The following is a 15,761-nucleotide window of genomic DNA, read 5'->3' as shown; positions in this document are numbered from 1 at the left end:
ATCACCCGGTCCGGGGGGTGGTTCGTGGCACGTGGATGGGTAAGTCTCGCCGACATGGCCGACTCCGCGCTGCTGGACCTCACTGCCGACTACCGGGTGGCCGACGGCCACGACGACGACCCCGTCCTGCTCCGACCCGACGGCACGCCCGTCGAGACCTGGCGCGAGGACTACCCGTACGACGACCGGATGGACCGAGACGAGTACGACCGGGACAAGCGGCTGCTCCAGATCGAGCTGTTGAAACTCCAGGACTGGATCAAGGAGTCCGGCGAGCGTCTGGTGATCCTCTTCGAGGGCCGGGACGCGGCCGGCAAGGGCGGCACCATCAAACGCTTCATGGAGCACCTCAACCCGCGCGGCGCGTCGGTGGTGGCGCTCGCCAAGCCGGACGAGCGGGAAGCTGCCCAGTGGTACTTCCAGCGGTGGTTGGCGCACCTGCCGGCGGCCGGCGAGATCGTGCTGTTCGACCGTTCCTGGTACAACAGGGCCGGCGTCGAGCGGGTGATGGGCTTCTGCAGCCGCAAGGAGTACCTGGAGTTCCTGCGGCAGGCCCCGGAGCTGGAACGGATGCTGGTGCGCTCGGGCATCCGGTTGGTCAAGTTCTGGTTCTCCGTCTCCCAGAACGAGCAGCGCACCCGGTTCGCGATCCGCCAGGTCGACCCGGTCCGGCAGTGGAAGCTGTCCCCGATGGACATCGCCTCGCTGGACCGGTGGGACGAGTACACGGAGGCCAAGGAGGCGATGTTCTTCTGGACCGACACGGCCGACGCGCCGTGGACGGTGGTGAAGAGCAACGACAAGAAGCGGGCCCGGCTGGAGGCCATGCGACACGTGCTGAACCGCTTCGACTACACCGGCAAGGATCCCGAGGTGGTCGGCACACCGGACCCGCAGATCATCGGAAACGCCGGGCTGGACCTGGGGCCGGAGGAGGAGGTCGTGCCGGTGTTTCCGAGGCCCTGAACGGTCACCAGCGGCCGAGGCGGGTGGCGAGCACGCTGAGCGCCGCCACGCCGGCGGTCGAGGTGCGCAGCACCGCCGGCCCGAGCCGCACCGGCCGACCGCCGGCCTCGCGGAACGCGGTCAGCTCGGCCGGGGCGATGCCGCCCTCCGGGCCGACCACCAGGACGATCTCACCGGCGGTCGGCAGCTCGGCGGTGGTCAGCCGCTCGTCGGCCTCCTCGTGCAGCACGAACGCGGCGGCGGCACCGGCGATCCGACGGGCCACCGTGGCGGTCGACTCGTCGGGCGCGCCGGCCACCACCGGCAACCACGGCCGGCGGGCCTGCTTGGCTGCCTCCCGGGCGGTCGCCACCCACTTCTCCCGTGCGCGTACGCCCCGGTCGCCGCGCCACTGGGTCACCGAGCGCGACGCCGCCCACGGCACGATCTCGTCGACGCCGACCTCGGTCATCGCCTGCACTGCCAACTCGCCCCGGTCGCCCTTCGCGATGCCCTGCACGGTGACGATCCGGGGTACGGGCGCGTCCGCGTACCCCCGGGAGGTGATGGTGACCTCCAGGCTGCCCCGGCCGACGGCGGTGACCACGGCGGCGGCCGTGCCGCCCCGCCCGTCGGCGAGCAGCAGCTCCTCGCCGACGCGCAGCCGCTGCACGGTGGCCGCGTGGTGCCCCTCCGGGCCGTCCAGGGTCAGCGCGTCGCCGGTGGGCAGCGCCTCGACCAGGAACAGCGGTGCGGACACCTCAGGCGTGCCCGTTGAACGCGTCGCGCATCCGGGAGAAGAAGCCGCCCTGCTTGGACAACTCGGCGACCTCCTCACCACGGGTCTTGGCGAAGTCGCGCAGCATCTTCTCCTGGTCCGGGTCGAGCTTGGTCGGGGTCCGCACGTCCAGGTGCACGTAGAGGTCGCCCCGGCCGGTGCCGCGCAGGTGCGGTACGCCCCGGGCGCGCAGTCGCAGCGTGCTGGCCGGCTGGGTGCCGGCCTTGACGTCCACGGTCTCCTCGCTGTCCAGGGTCTTGATGGTCAGCCGGGTGCCCAACGCCGCCGCGGTCATCGGCACGGTGACCCGGCAGTGCAGGTCGTCGCCCTTGCGGGAGTAGACGTCGTGCGGGCGCTCGTGGATCTCCACGTAGAGGTCACCGGCGGTGCCGCCACCGGGGCCTACCTCGCCCTGCTGGGCCAGCCGGATCCGCATGCCGTCCTCGACGCCGGCCGGGATCTTGACGGTCAGCGAGCGGCGGGTCCGCACCCGGCCGTCGCCGGCGCAGGTCGGGCAGGGGTGCGGGATGGTGGTGCCGTAGCCCTGGCACACGGTGCACGGCCGGGCGGAGACGACCTGGCCGAGGAAGGTGCGCTGCACCGACTGCACCTCGCCCCGACCGGCACACGCCTCGCAGGTCGCCAGGTGCGTGCCGGCGGCCGTGCCGGCGCCGGAGCAGGTGGTGCAGAGCACTGCGGTGTCGACGGTGATCGGCGCCTCGACGCCGAACGCCGTCTCGTGCAGGTCGAGTTCGAGTCGCAGGATCGCGTCGGCGCCCGGGCGGGTACGCGGGCGCGGGCCACGGGCGTTGCCCCCGGCACCGCCGAAGAACGCGTCCATGATGTCCTGGAAACCGACGAACGGACCGGCGCCTCCGGGACCCCCGGGGCCGCCGGCACCGCCGCCGCCCGGGGCGAGCGGGTCGCCACCCAGGTCGACGATCTGCCGCTTCCGGTCGTCCGAGAGGACCTCGTACGCGGCGTTGATGTCCTTGAACTTCTCCTGAGCCTCCGGGTCCGGATTGACGTCCGGGTGGAACTGGCGCGCCAGCTTGCGGTAGGCGCGCTTGATCTCGTCATCGGAGGCTTCCCGGCTCACACCGAGAATGCCGTAGTAGTCCCTGGCCACTGCGTTCCGTGTCCTCATGTTCGTCTCGCGTTGCGCCGATCCGGCAGCCGCCGGCCGTCGGCCCTGACTGGTCAGTTCTGGGCCAGCAACTCGCCCACGTAGCGTGCCACGGCGCGCACCGTGGCGATGTTGCCGGGGTAGTCCATCCGGGTGGGCCCCAGCACCCCCAGACCGCCGACGATCGTCGCGCCCGGGCCGTAGCCGGTGCTGACCACCGACGCGGCCCGCAGGTTGTCGAACTCGTTCTCGTCGCCGATCAGCACCCGGGTCGTGCTCGGCTCGGTCTCGCCGATGAGCTTGAGGAGCACGACCTCCTCCTCCAGGGCCTCGAGGATCGGCCGCAGGGAACCCTGGAAGTCGAGCAGGCCACCCCGCGTGAGGTTCGCGGTGCCGGCCAGCGCGATGCGTTCCTCGCTCCGCTCGACGAGCGTCTCCAGCAGCACGGTGGAGAGCATGGTCATCGTCGGCCGCAGCTCGGCGGACGACTCGTCGACCAGTGCCTGCACCAGTGGCGGGGTGTCGGACAGCCGGGCCCCGGCCAACTTCTCGTTGACCAGCCGACGCAGGTCGGTGACGTCGTCGGCGGGCACCGGCCGGGGCAGCTCCACCAGCCGCTGCTCCACCCGCCCGGTGTCGGCGATCATGACGAGCATCAGCCGGGTGGTGGAGATCGGCACCAGCTCCAGGTGCCGCACCGAGGAGCGGGCCAGGCTCGGGTACTGCACGACGGCCACCTGCCGCGTCAACTGGGCGAGCAGCCGCACCGTGCGGTGCACCACGTCGTCGAGGTCCACCGCTCCGACCAGGAAGCGCTCGATGGCCCGGCGCTCGGCCGGACTGAGCGGCTTGACCCGGGACAACCGGTCGACGAAGAGTCGGTAACCGCGGTCGGTGGGCACCCGGCCGGCGCTCGTGTGCGGCTGCCGGATGTAGCCCTCCTCCTCCAGCACGGCCATGTCGTTGCGGACCGTGGCCGGGGAGACCCCGAGCTGGTGCCGCTCGACCAGCGCCTTGCTGCCGACCGGCTCCTGCGTGGAGACGTAGTCCTCGACGATGGCGCGGAGCACGGCGAGTTTTCGGTCGTCGAGACCCATCCTCCGCACCTCCTGTCGCACGTCGGCCGCCGGCTTCCTGGGCCGGCCGGGCCGTCCTGGCACTCGACTGTAGCGAGTGCCAGTCTACGTCGAGGTACCCGTCGACGCGATGATCAACGGCGGCCCGTCGGTGCGGCCCGCGCCACCTCGCCGGACCCGAACGGCCCACACTGCCGGGAGGTGTTGCTCTGGTGCGGCGTTGCCCGGTGCCCCTACCGTGACATCCATGACTGAACCTCCTCGCCCTCCCGGCGCGGGTGACCCCGGCAACTACCCGCCGGAGCCGACCTCCCCGGGTTCGTACCCGTCGGCCGAGCCACCCACCGCACCACTGTCCGGGGCACCCGGCCCGGGCGGCTATCCCCCGCCCGGTGGCTATCCGCCGCCCACCGGTGACCAACCGCCGTCAGGCGGCTACCCTCCGGCGGGCGGCTACCCTCCGCCCGGGGGCTATCCCCCGCCCGGCGGCGGCTACCCGACCGGTGGCGCGTACGGCGGCCCCGGCGGCGGCTACGCCAACAACGAGGACAAGACCTGGGCGCTCGTCGCGCACTTCGGCGGCGCCGCCGGCATGATCATCAGCGGCGGTGTGCTCGGCTGGATCGGCCCGCTGGTGGCCCTGCTGGCCCGTGGCAACCAGTCCCCGACCGTGCGGACGCACGCCGTGGCGGCGCTCAACTTCCAGCTCATCTGGTCGATCGTCGGCCTGATCGGCTGGGTGCTGTCCTGCATCCTGATCGGCTTCATCGGGGTCGGCGCGGCCATCATCCTCGGCGCGGTGTTCGGCATCCTCGCCGGCATCAAGGCCAACGAGGGGCAGCTCTACCGCTACCCGCTCTCCGCGAGCTTCGTCAAGTGAGACCTCGGGCCGGCCGCTCCCCCGGCCGGCCCGCCCCGCTAGGGCCTGTGTCAAAGTCCTCGGTCGAGCCGAGGCGGAGTCCGGGCGGCGGTCCGGTAAGGCGGATGTTCGTTCGGATACCGGTGTTGTATCCGGGCGAACATCCAACGCGGCCGGTCGTCGTCCGGGCCCGCCGCAGGCCGGCCAGGGGCTTTGACAGAGGCCCTAGGGCAGCAGATCGCGCACGACGGCGTCGGCGAGCAGCCGCCCGCGCAGCGTGAGCACGGCCCGGCCGGCCGCGTACTCGTCGGCGGCCAGCAGGCCGTCGGCCAGTGCCCGCTCGGCACCGGCCCGGCCGGCGGCGTCGAGCACTGTCAACGGCAGGCCGCTGGCGAGGCGGAGCCGCAGCATCACGTCCTCCATGTGCGCCTCGTCTGCCGTGAGCACCTCCCGGGCCAGACCCGGAGACGCGCCGGCGGCCAACCGCTGGGCGTACGCGGAGGGGTGCTTGACGTTCCACCACCGCACGCCGCCGACGTGGCTGTGTGCTCCCGGCCCCAGCCCCCACCAGTCCGCGCCGGTCCAGTAGAGCAGGTTGTGCCGGCACCGGGCCTCGTCGGTGGCCGCCCAGTTGGAGACCTCGTACCAGGAGAGTCCGGCCGCGTCGAGCGCGGCCTCCGCGGCCAGGTAGCGGTCCGCGGCCACGTCGTCACTGGGGTACGCCAGTTCGCCGCGCCGCATCCGGGCGGCGAGCCGGGTGCCGTCCTCGACGATCAGGGCGTACGCGCTGACGTGGTCCACCCCGGCGGCGACCACCTGCTCCAACGAGGCGGCGAAGTCCTCGGCCCGTTCTCCCGGCGTTCCGTAGATCAGGTCCAGGTTCACGTGCTCGAACCCGGCGTCGCGGGCTTCCAGCGCGGCGGCGGTGGCCCGGCCGGCGCTGTGTTTGCGGTCCAGGATCGCCAGCACTCCCGGCGACGCGGACTGCATGCCCAGTGAGATCCGGGTGTAGCCGGCAGCCCGCAGCAGCTTCAACGATTCCGGGGTGACCGATTCCGGGTTGGCTTCGGTGGTCACCTCGGCGTCGGCGGCCAACCCCCAGGTGCGGTCGATGCCGTCGAGGATGCGGGCCAGGTCGTCGGCGGGGAGCAGGGTGGGCGTGCCGCCGCCGACGAAGACGGTGTCGACCCGGGGCGGTGGGCTGTCGCCCAGCACCCGGGCGGCGAGCGCCAGCTCGGCCAGGACGGTGTCGGCGTACCCGTCGCGGCTTGCGCCACCGCCCAGCTCGGCTGCCGTGTAGGTGTTGAAGTCGCAGTAGCCGCAGCGACTGGCGCAGAACGGCACGTGGACGTACACGCCGAAGCCGCGCGCGCCGACCGCCGTGGTGGCGGTGGCGGGCAACGATCCGTCGACGGGGACGGTCTCACCATCTGGAAGGACGCCGGGCATGGCCACTAGTGTGCCCGGCATGACCTCTCCCGACGTCCTCGTGCGGGTCGCCACGGCCCGTGGGGTGACCACCCTCACCCTGGACAGCCCACACAACCGCAACGCGCTCTCCACAGCTCTCATGACTCAGCTGCTGGCCGGGCTGGGCGACGCGATCGCCGACGAGACGGTACGGGCGATCGTGCTCGACCACACCGGCCCGGTCTTCTGCTCCGGCGCGGACCTGAAGGAGACGGCCGCCGCGTACGCCAGCGGGACGGTGCCGGCCGGCATGCTGGGTGACGTACTCGCGGCGATCTGGGAGTGCCCGAAGCCGGTGCTGGCCCGGGTGGGTGGGCCGGCGCGGGCGGGCGGGCTGGGCCTGATCGCCGCCGCCGATCTCGCGGTCTGCGCCGACGAGGCGACGTTCGCGTTCACCGAGGTGCGGATCGGGGTGATCCCGGCGGTGATTTCGGCGACCGTGCTGCCCCGGCTGCACCCGCGTGCCGCGGCCGAGCTGTACCTGACCGGGGACACCTTCGACGGGCGGCGGGCCGCCCAGGTCGGCCTGGTCACGGCCTCCGTGCCCGCCGCCGAGCTGGACGCCGCGGTGCGGGGCTACTGCGACTCGCTGGTGCGGGGTGCTCCCGGCGCCTTGGCGGGCGCGAAGGAGTTGCTGCGTCGGCCGGGCACTGCCGAGCTGCGCGCCGACCTGGCCCGGCTGTCCGCCCTGTCGACCAGCTACTTCCTCTCCGACGAGGGGCGCGAGGGAGTCACCGCGTTCCGGGGAAAGAGATTGACTCGATGGGTGGCCGCTCTGGACGGTGGTTCCGCTGATCATGCCGGGTAGGGCCGGGGCTCACCGGTCGGCAGAGCGGGGCCACCGCCCCGCAGTGACCGTCGTGGGCGCCGCCTTCGGTCGGCGGCGCCCACACCTCGGTCACCACGCGGTCGCGCCGCCGTCGACCGGGTAGTTCGCGCCGGTGATGTAGGACGCCCGGTCGGAGGCCAGGAACACCACCAGTTCGGCGACCTCCTCGGGTTGGGCGAACCGCTTCAGCAGCGTCTTGCCGGTGATCGCGTCCCGGGCCGCCTGGTTGTCACCCAGGTCGCGCTCACTCGCCGGGCTGATGATGGGCCCGGGGCTGACCGCGACCGCCCGGATGCCGTGCGGCGCGCCTTCGAGAGCGAGTTGTCGGGTCAGACCGATGACACCGGCGTTCGCCGCGGTGTGGCCGACCATCGGTGGGACGTGACCGGCGATCGTCCCCGCCATGGAGGCGGCGTTGATGATCACGCCACCACCGCGTCGCACCAGGTGCGGCCAGGCGAACTTCGACACGAAGTACGGAATGTCGAGTTCGCCGGTGATGGTGTACCGCCAGTCCTCGACCGAGAAGTCGGGCATCGGGCCGAAGCGCAGCGCCGCCGCGTTGTTGTAGACCACGTCGAGCCCGCCGTAGGCCGCGACGGCGTCCTCGACGAGTGTGCGCACCTGGTCCGGGTCGGTGAGGTCGACCGGCGCGATGCCCGTCATCTCACCGCCCGCGGCGCGAACGAGTTCGACAGTCTCCTTGTTGCCGTCGACCTGGATGTCGGCGCCGACGACCTTGGCGCCTTCCCGCGCGAAGATCTGCGCGGCGACGCGTCCCAGACCGCCGCCGGTGCCGGTGACGAGTACGACCTTGCCGTCGAGCGTTCCCATGGAACTCCTCCTTGCTCCGTGACCGGTCTGGTCGCCTGGATCGGCGGCCGGACGGGCCAGCGATTGACATGTCAACTGAGGTAACCCCTTGACCGGTCAACCACTTCCCGACGAGCCGAAGCCGTGACCGGCGCGACAGGTCGACCAGGCGGCCACGCACAGTACTGATGGCGGACGGACAGGGCGTGTGCCAGATGCCCCGATTATCGGCATTCCGGCAGGTGAGACCGGGGCCAAAGCGGGAATGTCCCGATCGGCACGCCTCGGCAGAGCCGGTCCCGAACCGCTCAGACGACCCGGAGAGGGCCGCGGGGGACGTACGCTTGTCGGACTGTCGATCTGGGGGTGTGGGTGCGAACTCGGGCAGCCGTGGCGGGTGGAGTGGTGCTGATCCTCGTCGCCGTGATCGCGATCTGGCTCGTCGTACGGCAGGTCGGTGACCGCCTCCAGTTGCCGCTGGCGGCCCGGAAGTGCACAGTGCAGGCCGACGGTCGGGTCGCGCTCGACGCCGACCAGATGGCCAACGCGGCGACCATCGCGGCGATCGGCGCCCAACGCCGCATGCCCGAGCGGGCCGTGGTGGTCGCGCTGGCCACCGCCTACCAGGAGTCGGGGCTCCGCAACCTCGCCGACGGCGACCGCGACTCGGTCGGCCTGTTCCAGCAGCGGCCGAGCCAGGGCTGGGGCACCCCGGCGCAGATCCGCGACCCGCGCTACGCGGCCAACCGGTTCTACGCGGCGCTCAAGAAGGTGCGCGGCTGGGAGAAGATGCGCGTCACCGACGCCGCCCAGCGGGTCCAGCGCTCGGCCTTCCCGGAGGCCTACCAGAAGTGGGCCGACGACTCCGAGGTGCTCAGCCGAGCCCTGTTGGGAGACGCCACCGGAGCGGTCGCCTGCACGGTGGGGCGTACCCCGGTGATGCACGGCGCGGCGGCGGCCGCGCAGTTGACCCGCAACCTGGTGCTGGACTGGGGGCTGAAGGGCACCGACCCGGCCGACCCGACCGGGTTGGCGGTCACGCCGGGCGACCAACGCGACGGCTGGCGGTACGCGCACTGGCTGGTGTCCCACGCACAGGATCACGGGGTGAAGCGCGTCCGTTTCGGCGACCTGGAGTGGACCGCCCGAGCGGGCACCTGGGGGCGGGCGAACGGCGGGCAGAGCCCCGCCGGCCAGGTGGTCGCCGAGGTGTTCAACGAGGGCTGACCGGCCCGGATCTCTTAACCGGCAGTCACCGCACAATCGGACAAGTGCCCATCAAAGGCCGTATCGAACACGAAGATCTCACTCTCCGAAGTTCTCCCGCTGCGTGGGGTCCCGCTGCGGCCCACGCATCGAAGACCTCCTCCCCGAGGCCATGTCCGTCGCGTTACGATCGGCGGCCTGTGCCAGAAAATGATTCACCTCATGGGGAGGGGTACGACGCGGTGTTCGATTACGGCGACCGGACCGGTTACGAACCGATCAGCGACACTGACCGCAAGGAGTTCCACGAGCAGGGCTTCCTCCTGCTGCGCAACGTCCTGACGGAGGACCACCGGGCGGCGCTGGAGGCGGCGGTCGACCGCGTCTACGCGGAGGAGCAGGCCAAGGGCACCACCAAGAAGGACGGCACCCTGCACCTGCTGGGCTTCCTGGAGCGCGACGAGCTCTTCGGCGAGCTGCTCACCCACCCGATCGCCTTCCCGTACATGTGGGGGCTGGCCGGCTGGAACATCTACACCCACCACAACCACCTCGACGTCACCCCGCCGGCCGCCGAGCCGGAGAAGCCGTACTGGGGTTGGCACCAGGACGGGTACCGGCAGAACTCCGACCCGGAGACGATGGACCCGAACCTGCCTCGGCCGATGTTCTCGCTGAAGGTCGCGTACGTGCTGTCGGACCTCTCCGAGACCGGCCGCGGCGCCACCAAGGTCATCCCGGGCAGCCACCTGTGGAACTCCCTGGACCGGCCCAAGGACCTCAGCGTGCACAACCCGGACCCGGAGGGCACTGTAGAGATCACCGCCAACCCGGGTGACGCCTTCATCTTCGACCGTCGGCAGTGGCACTCGCGGTCGACGAACCTGTCGACCATCACCCGCAAGATGCTCTTCGTCGGCTACACCTACCGGTGGATCCGTCCGCTGGACGAGCTGCACCCCGACGTGAACGGCGAGTGGTACCGCAACCGCACCCCGGTCCAGCGCCAGCTGATCGGTGAGGGCACCCACACCGCCAACTACTGGGGCATCAACTGGGACGGGTACGTCGACGACGAGATCCCGCTGCGCAAGGAGCTCAAGGAGCGCGGTCTGCTCGACCGCAACATCCCCTGGCTCCGCTGACCCGATCGCGCGAAAGCCCCTGCCGTCTGGTGACGGCAGGGGCTTTCGTGTCTCAGCTGCGGGCGGCGAGGCGGCGGCGGGCCTTCTCCCGGATCGGCTCCGGCAGGTCCTCCGCCTCAAGCAGCCGAGGCAGCAACTCCGGCTCCAGGCTGGTCGCCCGGAACACCTCGCCGATGGTCACACCATGCGCCGGTCGTTCCACCACCTCGACCGGGTCGCCCGGGCCGACCTCCCCCTCGCGCAACACCCGCAGGTAGGCGCCGGGCAGCGCCCGGGCGGTGAACCGCTTGATCAGATCCGGTACGCCCCAGAATCCGGCGAAGGTGGTGCACGGCGTACGCGGCTTGGTGACCTGGAGCAGGGCGGAACCGACCAGCCACTGCTCGCCGATCACCGCGCCGGTCACGTCGACCGCGTAGGTGGACAGGTTCTCCCCGAAGCCACCCGGTCGGACGTCGCGGCCCAGCTCCGCCGACCACCAGGCGGCGTCCTCCTCCGCGTAGGCGTACACCGCCTGGTCGGGGCCGCCGTGATGGGCTCGCTCGCCGATGAAGTCGCCGACCACCCCGTCGACGCGGACCAGCACCGGGCCGTCCACCGGCCGCTTGTCGATGCCGCTGCGACCGCTCGCGTCGCCGGCCCATTCCGCCTCGGTCACCACGCCGAGGTTCACCGCTGCCACCCTGCCCGTCATGGCCGTCAGCATAGGCCCGCCCTTGGGACGTGGGGTCAGCCCTTGACGGCGCCGGCCACCAGGCCGGAGACCATCCGGCGCTGCACCAGCAGGAAGAAAATGATCACCGGCAGGGTGAACAGCGTGGACGCGGCCATCACCGGCCCCCAGTTGGTGTCGTCGCGGCCGAAGAAGAAGGTCATCGCCACCGGCAGCGTGTAGCTCCCCTGGTCGTTGATGAACGTCAACGCGAAGATCAGCTCGTTCCACGCGGTGATGAAGGAGAAGATGCTGGTGGCCACCAGGCCGGGCGCGACCAGCGGAAAGAGGACCCGCCGGAAGGTCTGGGCCCGACTCGCCCCGTCGATGGCCGCCGCCTCCTCCAACTCCTTGGGCACCGCGGCGACGAATCCACGCAGCATCCAGACCGCGAACGGCAGCGAGAAGCCGAGGTACGTGAGGATCAGGCTGGGCAGGGTGTTGTAGAGCCCCAGCCGCTGGATCATCAGGAACAGCGGGATGACCAGTGCCTCCAGCGGGATCATCTGCACCACCAACAGCATGATCAGGAAGCTGGTCCGCAGCTTGAAGCGGAACCGGGCCACCGCGGTCGCGGCCAGCAGGGCCACCAGCCCACTGAGCACCACAGTGGAGACGGCGACCAGCGCGCTGTTGAGGAAGAAGTCGAGGAAGCTCACGCCGGGGATCAGGTTGCCGGTCAGGATCTCCCGGTAGTGCGCCAGCGTCGGGTGGGTCGGCACCGGCTGCGGAGTGGCCGAGAAGATCTCGCTGCTGGGCTTCAGCGACGTGGAGATCATCCAGTAGACCGGGAACGCCGCGAAGAGCGCGACCAACAGGCCGGCTGCGTTGAGGGCGACCTTCTTCATGACTCGTCCTCCTGCCTGAGCACCATCCGAACGTAGAAGCCGGTGACCACGAGCAGGATCAGCGTGAGGATCACCGCGATGGCCGCGCCGAGTCCGTACTTCGGCGGCGGAGAGAAAGCCTCGGCGTACGAGTAGATGGCGAGCATGAACGTCGGCCGGTCCTGGGTGCCGCCGGCCAGCACGAACTGCTGGGTGAAGACCTTGAAGTCCCAGATCGTGGAGAGAATGATCAGGATCCCGAAGACCGGGCGCAGCAACGGGAAGGTGATCTTCCAGAAGACCCGCCACGGGCTCGCGCCGTCCACCCGGGCCGCCTCGTGCAGCTCGCTCGGCACGCTCTTCAGACCGGCCAGCACACTCACCGCGATGAACGGGAACGAGTGCCAGACCACCACCAGGGTGAGGATGGCGAAGAAGAGCAGCGGCGAGTTGAACCAGCCGTAGCCGGTCCAGTCGCTCCGACCGAACAGAGCGTTCGAGAGCCCGTCCGGCAGGGCGTTGAACAGCCACGTGGCGAGGCCGCTCGTGTCGTCGAAGATCCACTTCCAGACGATGGTGCCGGTCAGCGCCGGGGTGGCCCAGGCAAGCATCACGCAACTGGCCACGAAGGTCGCCATCTTGCGACCGAGCCGGTTGAGCAGGAGGCCGACCAGGGTGCCGAGGACCATGGTGAGCAGCACGTTGGCCGCGGCAAACAGGACCGTGTTGCGCAGCACGGTCAGAAAGAACGGGTCGGTGAGGATGTCGGCGTAGTTGCCCAGCCCCACCCAGGGCCACTCGCGGTCGCCGCGCAGCTGCCGGACGTTGTTCAGCCGGTAGAAGGACATCACCACCACCTGGCCGAGCGGCCAGAGCAGCAACACCCCGATGATCACCAGCGCGGGCAGGAGCAGCAGGTAGGGCAGGCGGTCCACCCGGCGACGCCGCCGCGCGGGGGTCTCCCGCGCGGCGGCCGTCTCCGGGTTTTTTGTCTGTGAGCTCACTTGCTGTTCAAAATGCCTTCCATCTCGGCGGCCGCATCGGCGGTGGCCTTCTCGACCGTCTTCTGACCCTTCATGACCGAGCTGTTCATCGCCTGGGTCACCGTCTTGGTCCGGCTGACCTCCACCCACTTCGGGGTGAGCGGCGTGAGCTTGGTGTTCTGCATGGTGGTGGCGAACGCCGCCATGACCTTGTCATTGGCGTAGGTGTCACCCGCGACCAGATCCTGGTAGACCGGGAAGAACCCGAGGCTGCTCGCGAAGCTCTGCGCGTTCTTCTTGTTCAGCAGCACGGTCAGGTAGTCCCAGGCCAGGTCCTGCCGCTCGCTGTCCTTCCAGATCGCCACGTCCGAGCCACCGGCGAAACCGGGTGCCGCCTTGCCGTCCGGGCCGGGGATCGGGAACGTACCCCAGACCTTCTCGATCTCGGGGTTGTCCTTCTTGATGGCGCCCTGCTGCCAGCTTCCGGCGAAGGCCATCGCCGCCTTGCCGGTGGCGAACTGGGTCCGCGCGTCGATCTCGTTCCAGCCGGCCGCTGCGGGCGGGGCGACCTTGTGCACGGTGACCAGGTCGGTCCAGTACTTGACGGCCTTCTGCGCCTCCGGCGTGGTGTAGCCGGACTTCCAGGTGCCGCCCTGGTTGTTGGCGATCTCGCCGCCGGCACCCCAGAGGAAGGAGTAGAAGGGCAGCTCGGAGTTGCCGGGAAGGGCGATGCCGTAGGTGCCCTTCTTCTTCGCCTGCACGGTCTTGGCCACGGTGACCAGGTCGTCCCAGGTCTTCGGGGGCTGCACGCCGGCCTCGGCGAACCAGTCGGTGCGGTAGTAGATCGCGCGCACCCCGGCGTACCAGGGGACGCCGTACTGCTTGCCGTCGAGCTGCGCGTTACGGACCAGGTCGGGCAGCAGGTCCTTGCCGTCGGCCCAGCCGCCCATCCGACCACTCACGTCGGCGAGCGCCTCCTGGGCCGCCCAGCCCTGGGTCTCGGTGTTGCCCAGCTCGGTGATGTCCGGGCCCTCACCGCCGGCGAGCGCCGCCTGGAACTTCTTGGGCGCCTCCAGCCAGGGGATGTACTGCACCACCACGTCGGTGTCGGGGTGCTTCTGGCGGAACTCCGTCTCGACGGAGTCGAGGAAGGTGTTCTGCGCCTCGCCGCCCTCGCCCATCATCCAGACCGTGAGCTTGCTGTCGTCGGCAGCGTCCTCGCCGGAGCCCCCACAGCCGGTCAGCACCATCGCGGCCGAGGCCACCATGGCGGTGACCGGGGCCAGCCGCTTCCACCTGTTCACGCCACTTCTCCCCTCGCGCCGCTTGGAACTAACCTTCTCCGCCGCACCCTAGTACGGAGAATTCCTTTACGACAGTGGGCGGGACTGGCCGAAGCGTGGCGACCGTACCGCAGCGGCCCGACCAACGCCCCTGCGGCACCGGGTCGAAGTCGGGCACATCCGCACGAAAGAGCGCCCGGCCGAGGCCGGGCGCTCTTTCGATTGGTGCTGTCTTGTCAGTGCTGTCCTGCCAGGTGATGCAGGGTCGTTATCGCGTGACGCGGCGACGCCCACCGACACCGGCCACCAGCGCGACCGCGATCGCCGCGACGACCACCTGAACCAGCAGCTCCGTCCAGTCCACACCAGCGGTCTCCGTCGCGATACCCATCGCCCGCGCCAGCACCGTACCCAGCAGCGCCGCACCCACACCGATCAACAGGTGCAGCCAGATCGGCATGTTCTGCCGACCCGGAACCACCAGGCGGCCGAGCGCGCCGACGATGAGACCAACAACGATCGCAGTGATGATGCCCCACACGGTGAGCTCCACGGCCACCCTCCCTCAAAGAATGTCTGACACACGATGTGTGTGCTTTCTGTCGTGACCCCTAAGTTCCCGACCCGCCGAAAATCCAAACCGACTTCGCCCACCAAACGATCACGAGGTGGCCGAGCAGGACACGTTCCACCAAGCTGGCTGGACGGTTAGGACCCCACTGCCACCACGACCAACCCGGCCGGGCCGCGCTGGGCCGGCCGGGCCGCGCTGGGCCGCGCTCCGTGCGCGCGATTGATCGACTCCACCTCGGCGATGTTGCGGTATCCGGTCAGCCAGAGGCCGCCAGATCGGCGATACGGAGTCGATCACCACCTCGGGATCGGCATCGGCACGCATGATCGACACGAGGTCACTGAAACGGGGGTATCCGCAGCACCGGGACAACCCGACTTCACTGAACCCGAGTCGATCACGGCTGCTGTCGGCGGATCGGGCCGACGAACTGGGCCCGAGCGCCACCACGCCCAGGAGGAGAAACGCCGAGGGGCGCCCAGCCTGTCGGCTGGGCGCCCCTCGGAAGTATCGCGGTGTTACAGCAGTGCTGGTGTCATCGGGTGACGCGGCGACGCCCACCGACACCGGCCACCAGCGCGACCGCGATCGCCGCGACGACCACCTGAACCAGCAGCTCCGTCCAGTCCACACCAGCGGTCTCCGTCGCGATACCCATCGCCCGCGCCAGCACCGTACCCAGCAGCGCCGCACCCACACCGATCAACAGGTGCAGCCAGATCGGCATGTTCTGCCGACCCGGAACCACCAGGCGGCCGAGCGCGCCGACGATGAGACCAACAACGATCGCAGTGATGATGCCCCACACGGTGAGCTCCACGGCCACCCTCCCTCAAAGAATGTCTGACACACGATCTGTGTGCTTCCTGTCGTGACGGTTAGATGCCCGAGCCAACGAAAATCCAAACCGACTCAGTCACAAACAAGTTGCCAGCATCGATGCCGAGAGGCTGCGTCGATTGGGTCGGGCTCGCGTCCACACAGGTCAGGCATCATGTTGCCCAGGGCGACTACCGGACACAGAGCAGCAAAAAAACCTGCCCACACCCCCACGCCCGCACCCCGATGATCAAGAGGTTTGCGTCAGAATCCGGGGCTCGGATGACGCAAACCTCTTGATCACCGCGAACAGCGG

At 70.1% G+C, this 15,761-nt stretch carries 16 protein-coding genes; 5 read left to right on the top strand and 11 right to left on the bottom strand.

From position 1 onward, the window contains the following. Positions 1-54: 54 nt before the first annotated feature. A complete protein-coding gene (gene ppk2, locus FHU34_RS08190) occupies positions 55-966 on the top strand; it encodes a polyphosphate kinase 2 (protein ID WP_145779413.1) in 912 nt (303 codons plus the stop codon). Between the two features lie 4 nt (positions 967-970). On the opposite strand, the gene FHU34_RS08185 is transcribed toward ppk2, so the two are convergent. From FHU34_RS08185 to hrcA, 3 genes are all read right to left on the bottom strand, one after another. After that, entirely contained in the window at positions 971-1,705 is a 735-nt protein-coding gene (locus FHU34_RS08185) for a 16S rRNA (uracil(1498)-N(3))-methyltransferase (RefSeq protein ID WP_145779412.1), read from the bottom strand. Between the two features lies 1 nt (position 1,706). After that, positions 1,707-2,852: a molecular chaperone DnaJ gene (dnaJ, locus tag FHU34_RS08180; RefSeq protein ID WP_030491782.1), complete on the bottom strand. Its 1,146-nt coding sequence runs from the start codon at positions 2,850-2,852 to the stop codon at positions 1,707-1,709. Between the two features lie 71 nt (positions 2,853-2,923). Beyond that, positions 2,924-3,946 carry a heat-inducible transcriptional repressor HrcA gene (hrcA, locus tag FHU34_RS08175; RefSeq protein ID WP_145779411.1) on the bottom strand — a complete coding sequence of 341 codons (1,023 nt, stop codon included), beginning with the start codon at positions 3,944-3,946 and terminating at the stop codon, positions 2,924-2,926. Between the two features lie 226 nt (positions 3,947-4,172). On the opposite strand from hrcA, the gene FHU34_RS08170 reads away from it, so the two are divergent. Continuing rightward, positions 4,173-4,805, top strand: coding sequence for a DUF4870 domain-containing protein (locus FHU34_RS08170; protein ID WP_145779410.1), 633 nt, complete (start codon positions 4,173-4,175; stop codon positions 4,803-4,805). Positions 4,806-5,009: 204 nt separating this feature from the next. Here FHU34_RS08170 and hemW read toward each other — a convergent pair whose 3' ends face one another. After that, a complete protein-coding gene (hemW, locus tag FHU34_RS08165; protein ID WP_208744943.1) occupies positions 5,010-6,233 on the bottom strand; it encodes a radical SAM family heme chaperone HemW in 1,224 nt (407 codons plus the stop codon). Positions 6,234-6,252: 19 nt separating this feature from the next. Between hemW and FHU34_RS08160 the strand changes: the two genes are divergently transcribed. Beyond that, a complete protein-coding gene (locus FHU34_RS08160; protein ID WP_145779408.1) occupies positions 6,253-7,062 on the top strand; it encodes an enoyl-CoA hydratase-related protein in 810 nt (269 codons plus the stop codon). A 90-nt stretch (positions 7,063-7,152) separates the two neighbouring features. On the opposite strand, the gene FHU34_RS08155 is transcribed toward FHU34_RS08160, so the two are convergent. After that, on the bottom strand, positions 7,153-7,917 hold the full coding sequence (locus FHU34_RS08155; RefSeq protein WP_145779407.1) for an SDR family NAD(P)-dependent oxidoreductase: 765 nt from the start codon (positions 7,915-7,917) through the stop codon (positions 7,153-7,155). Positions 7,918-8,262: 345 nt separating this feature from the next. Here FHU34_RS08155 and FHU34_RS08150 point away from each other — a divergent pair, with 345 nt between their 5' ends. Together FHU34_RS08150 and FHU34_RS08145 are read left to right on the top strand one after the other, a co-directional pair. Continuing rightward, complete coding sequence (locus FHU34_RS08150) at positions 8,263-9,123, top strand: hypothetical protein (RefSeq protein ID WP_145779406.1); 861 nt, start codon at positions 8,263-8,265, stop codon at positions 9,121-9,123. A 221-nt stretch (positions 9,124-9,344) separates the two neighbouring features. Further along, on the top strand, positions 9,345-10,247 hold the full coding sequence (locus FHU34_RS08145; RefSeq protein WP_088988074.1) for a phytanoyl-CoA dioxygenase family protein: 903 nt from the start codon (positions 9,345-9,347) through the stop codon (positions 10,245-10,247). Between the two features lie 52 nt (positions 10,248-10,299). On the opposite strand, the gene FHU34_RS08140 is transcribed toward FHU34_RS08145, so the two are convergent. The 6 genes from FHU34_RS08140 to FHU34_RS08115 form a co-directional block, all read right to left on the bottom strand. Next, on the bottom strand, positions 10,300-10,941 hold the full coding sequence (locus FHU34_RS08140; protein WP_145779405.1) for an MOSC domain-containing protein: 642 nt from the start codon (positions 10,939-10,941) through the stop codon (positions 10,300-10,302). A gap of 35 nt (positions 10,942-10,976) precedes the next feature. After that, the gene (locus tag FHU34_RS08135; RefSeq protein WP_145779404.1) at positions 10,977-11,807 is read right to left on the bottom strand and encodes a carbohydrate ABC transporter permease; all 831 of its coding nucleotides are present in this window, start codon (positions 11,805-11,807) and stop codon (positions 10,977-10,979) included. Then, on the bottom strand, positions 11,804-12,790 hold the full coding sequence (locus tag FHU34_RS08130) for a carbohydrate ABC transporter permease (protein WP_145779403.1): 987 nt from the start codon (positions 12,788-12,790) through the stop codon (positions 11,804-11,806). The genes FHU34_RS08135 and FHU34_RS08130 overlap by 4 nt, the downstream gene beginning before the upstream one ends. Continuing rightward, complete coding sequence (locus tag FHU34_RS08125; RefSeq protein ID WP_145779402.1) at positions 12,787-14,073, bottom strand: sugar ABC transporter substrate-binding protein; 1,287 nt, start codon at positions 14,071-14,073, stop codon at positions 12,787-12,789. Before FHU34_RS08125 ends, FHU34_RS08130 begins: the two co-directional genes overlap by 4 nt. Before the next feature lie 247 nt (positions 14,074-14,320). Then, positions 14,321-14,605, bottom strand: coding sequence for a GlsB/YeaQ/YmgE family stress response membrane protein (locus FHU34_RS08120; RefSeq protein ID WP_145779401.1), 285 nt, complete (start codon positions 14,603-14,605; stop codon positions 14,321-14,323). A 556-nt stretch (positions 14,606-15,161) separates the two neighbouring features. Further along, positions 15,162-15,446 (bottom strand): GlsB/YeaQ/YmgE family stress response membrane protein, encoded by a 285-nt coding sequence (locus tag FHU34_RS08115; RefSeq protein ID WP_145779401.1) that lies wholly within the window; start codon positions 15,444-15,446, stop codon positions 15,162-15,164. Positions 15,447-15,761: the final 315 nt, after the last annotated feature.

The organism is Micromonospora taraxaci, from assembly GCF_007830095.1.
In the GTDB taxonomy this organism is placed as follows: Bacteria; Actinomycetota; Actinomycetes; order Mycobacteriales; family Micromonosporaceae; genus Micromonospora; species Micromonospora taraxaci.
Note: the sequence above shows the minus strand (reverse complement) of the source record. Positions and strands in the feature narration are given on the sequence as shown.

Coding starts and splice junctions, on each gene's coding strand:
- FHU34_RS08160 (WP_145779408.1), top strand. CDS start 6,253: ATGACCTCTCCCGACGTCCTCGTGCGGGTCGCCACGGCCCGTGGGGTG.
- FHU34_RS08155 (WP_145779407.1), bottom strand. CDS start 7,917: ATGGGAACGCTCGACGGCAAGGTCGTACTCGTCACCGGCACCGGCGGC.
- FHU34_RS08140 (WP_145779405.1), bottom strand. CDS start 10,941: ATGACGGGCAGGGTGGCAGCGGTGAACCTCGGCGTGGTGACCGAGGCG.
- hrcA (WP_145779411.1), bottom strand. CDS start 3,946: ATGGGTCTCGACGACCGAAAACTCGCCGTGCTCCGCGCCATCGTCGAG.
- hemW (WP_208744943.1), bottom strand. CDS start 6,233: ATGCCCGGCGTCCTTCCAGATGGTGAGACCGTCCCCGTCGACGGATCG.
- FHU34_RS08170 (WP_145779410.1), top strand. CDS start 4,173: ATGACTGAACCTCCTCGCCCTCCCGGCGCGGGTGACCCCGGCAACTAC.
- FHU34_RS08135 (WP_145779404.1), bottom strand. CDS start 11,807: ATGAAGAAGGTCGCCCTCAACGCAGCCGGCCTGTTGGTCGCGCTCTTC.
- ppk2 (WP_145779413.1), top strand. CDS start 55: ATGGCCGACTCCGCGCTGCTGGACCTCACTGCCGACTACCGGGTGGCC.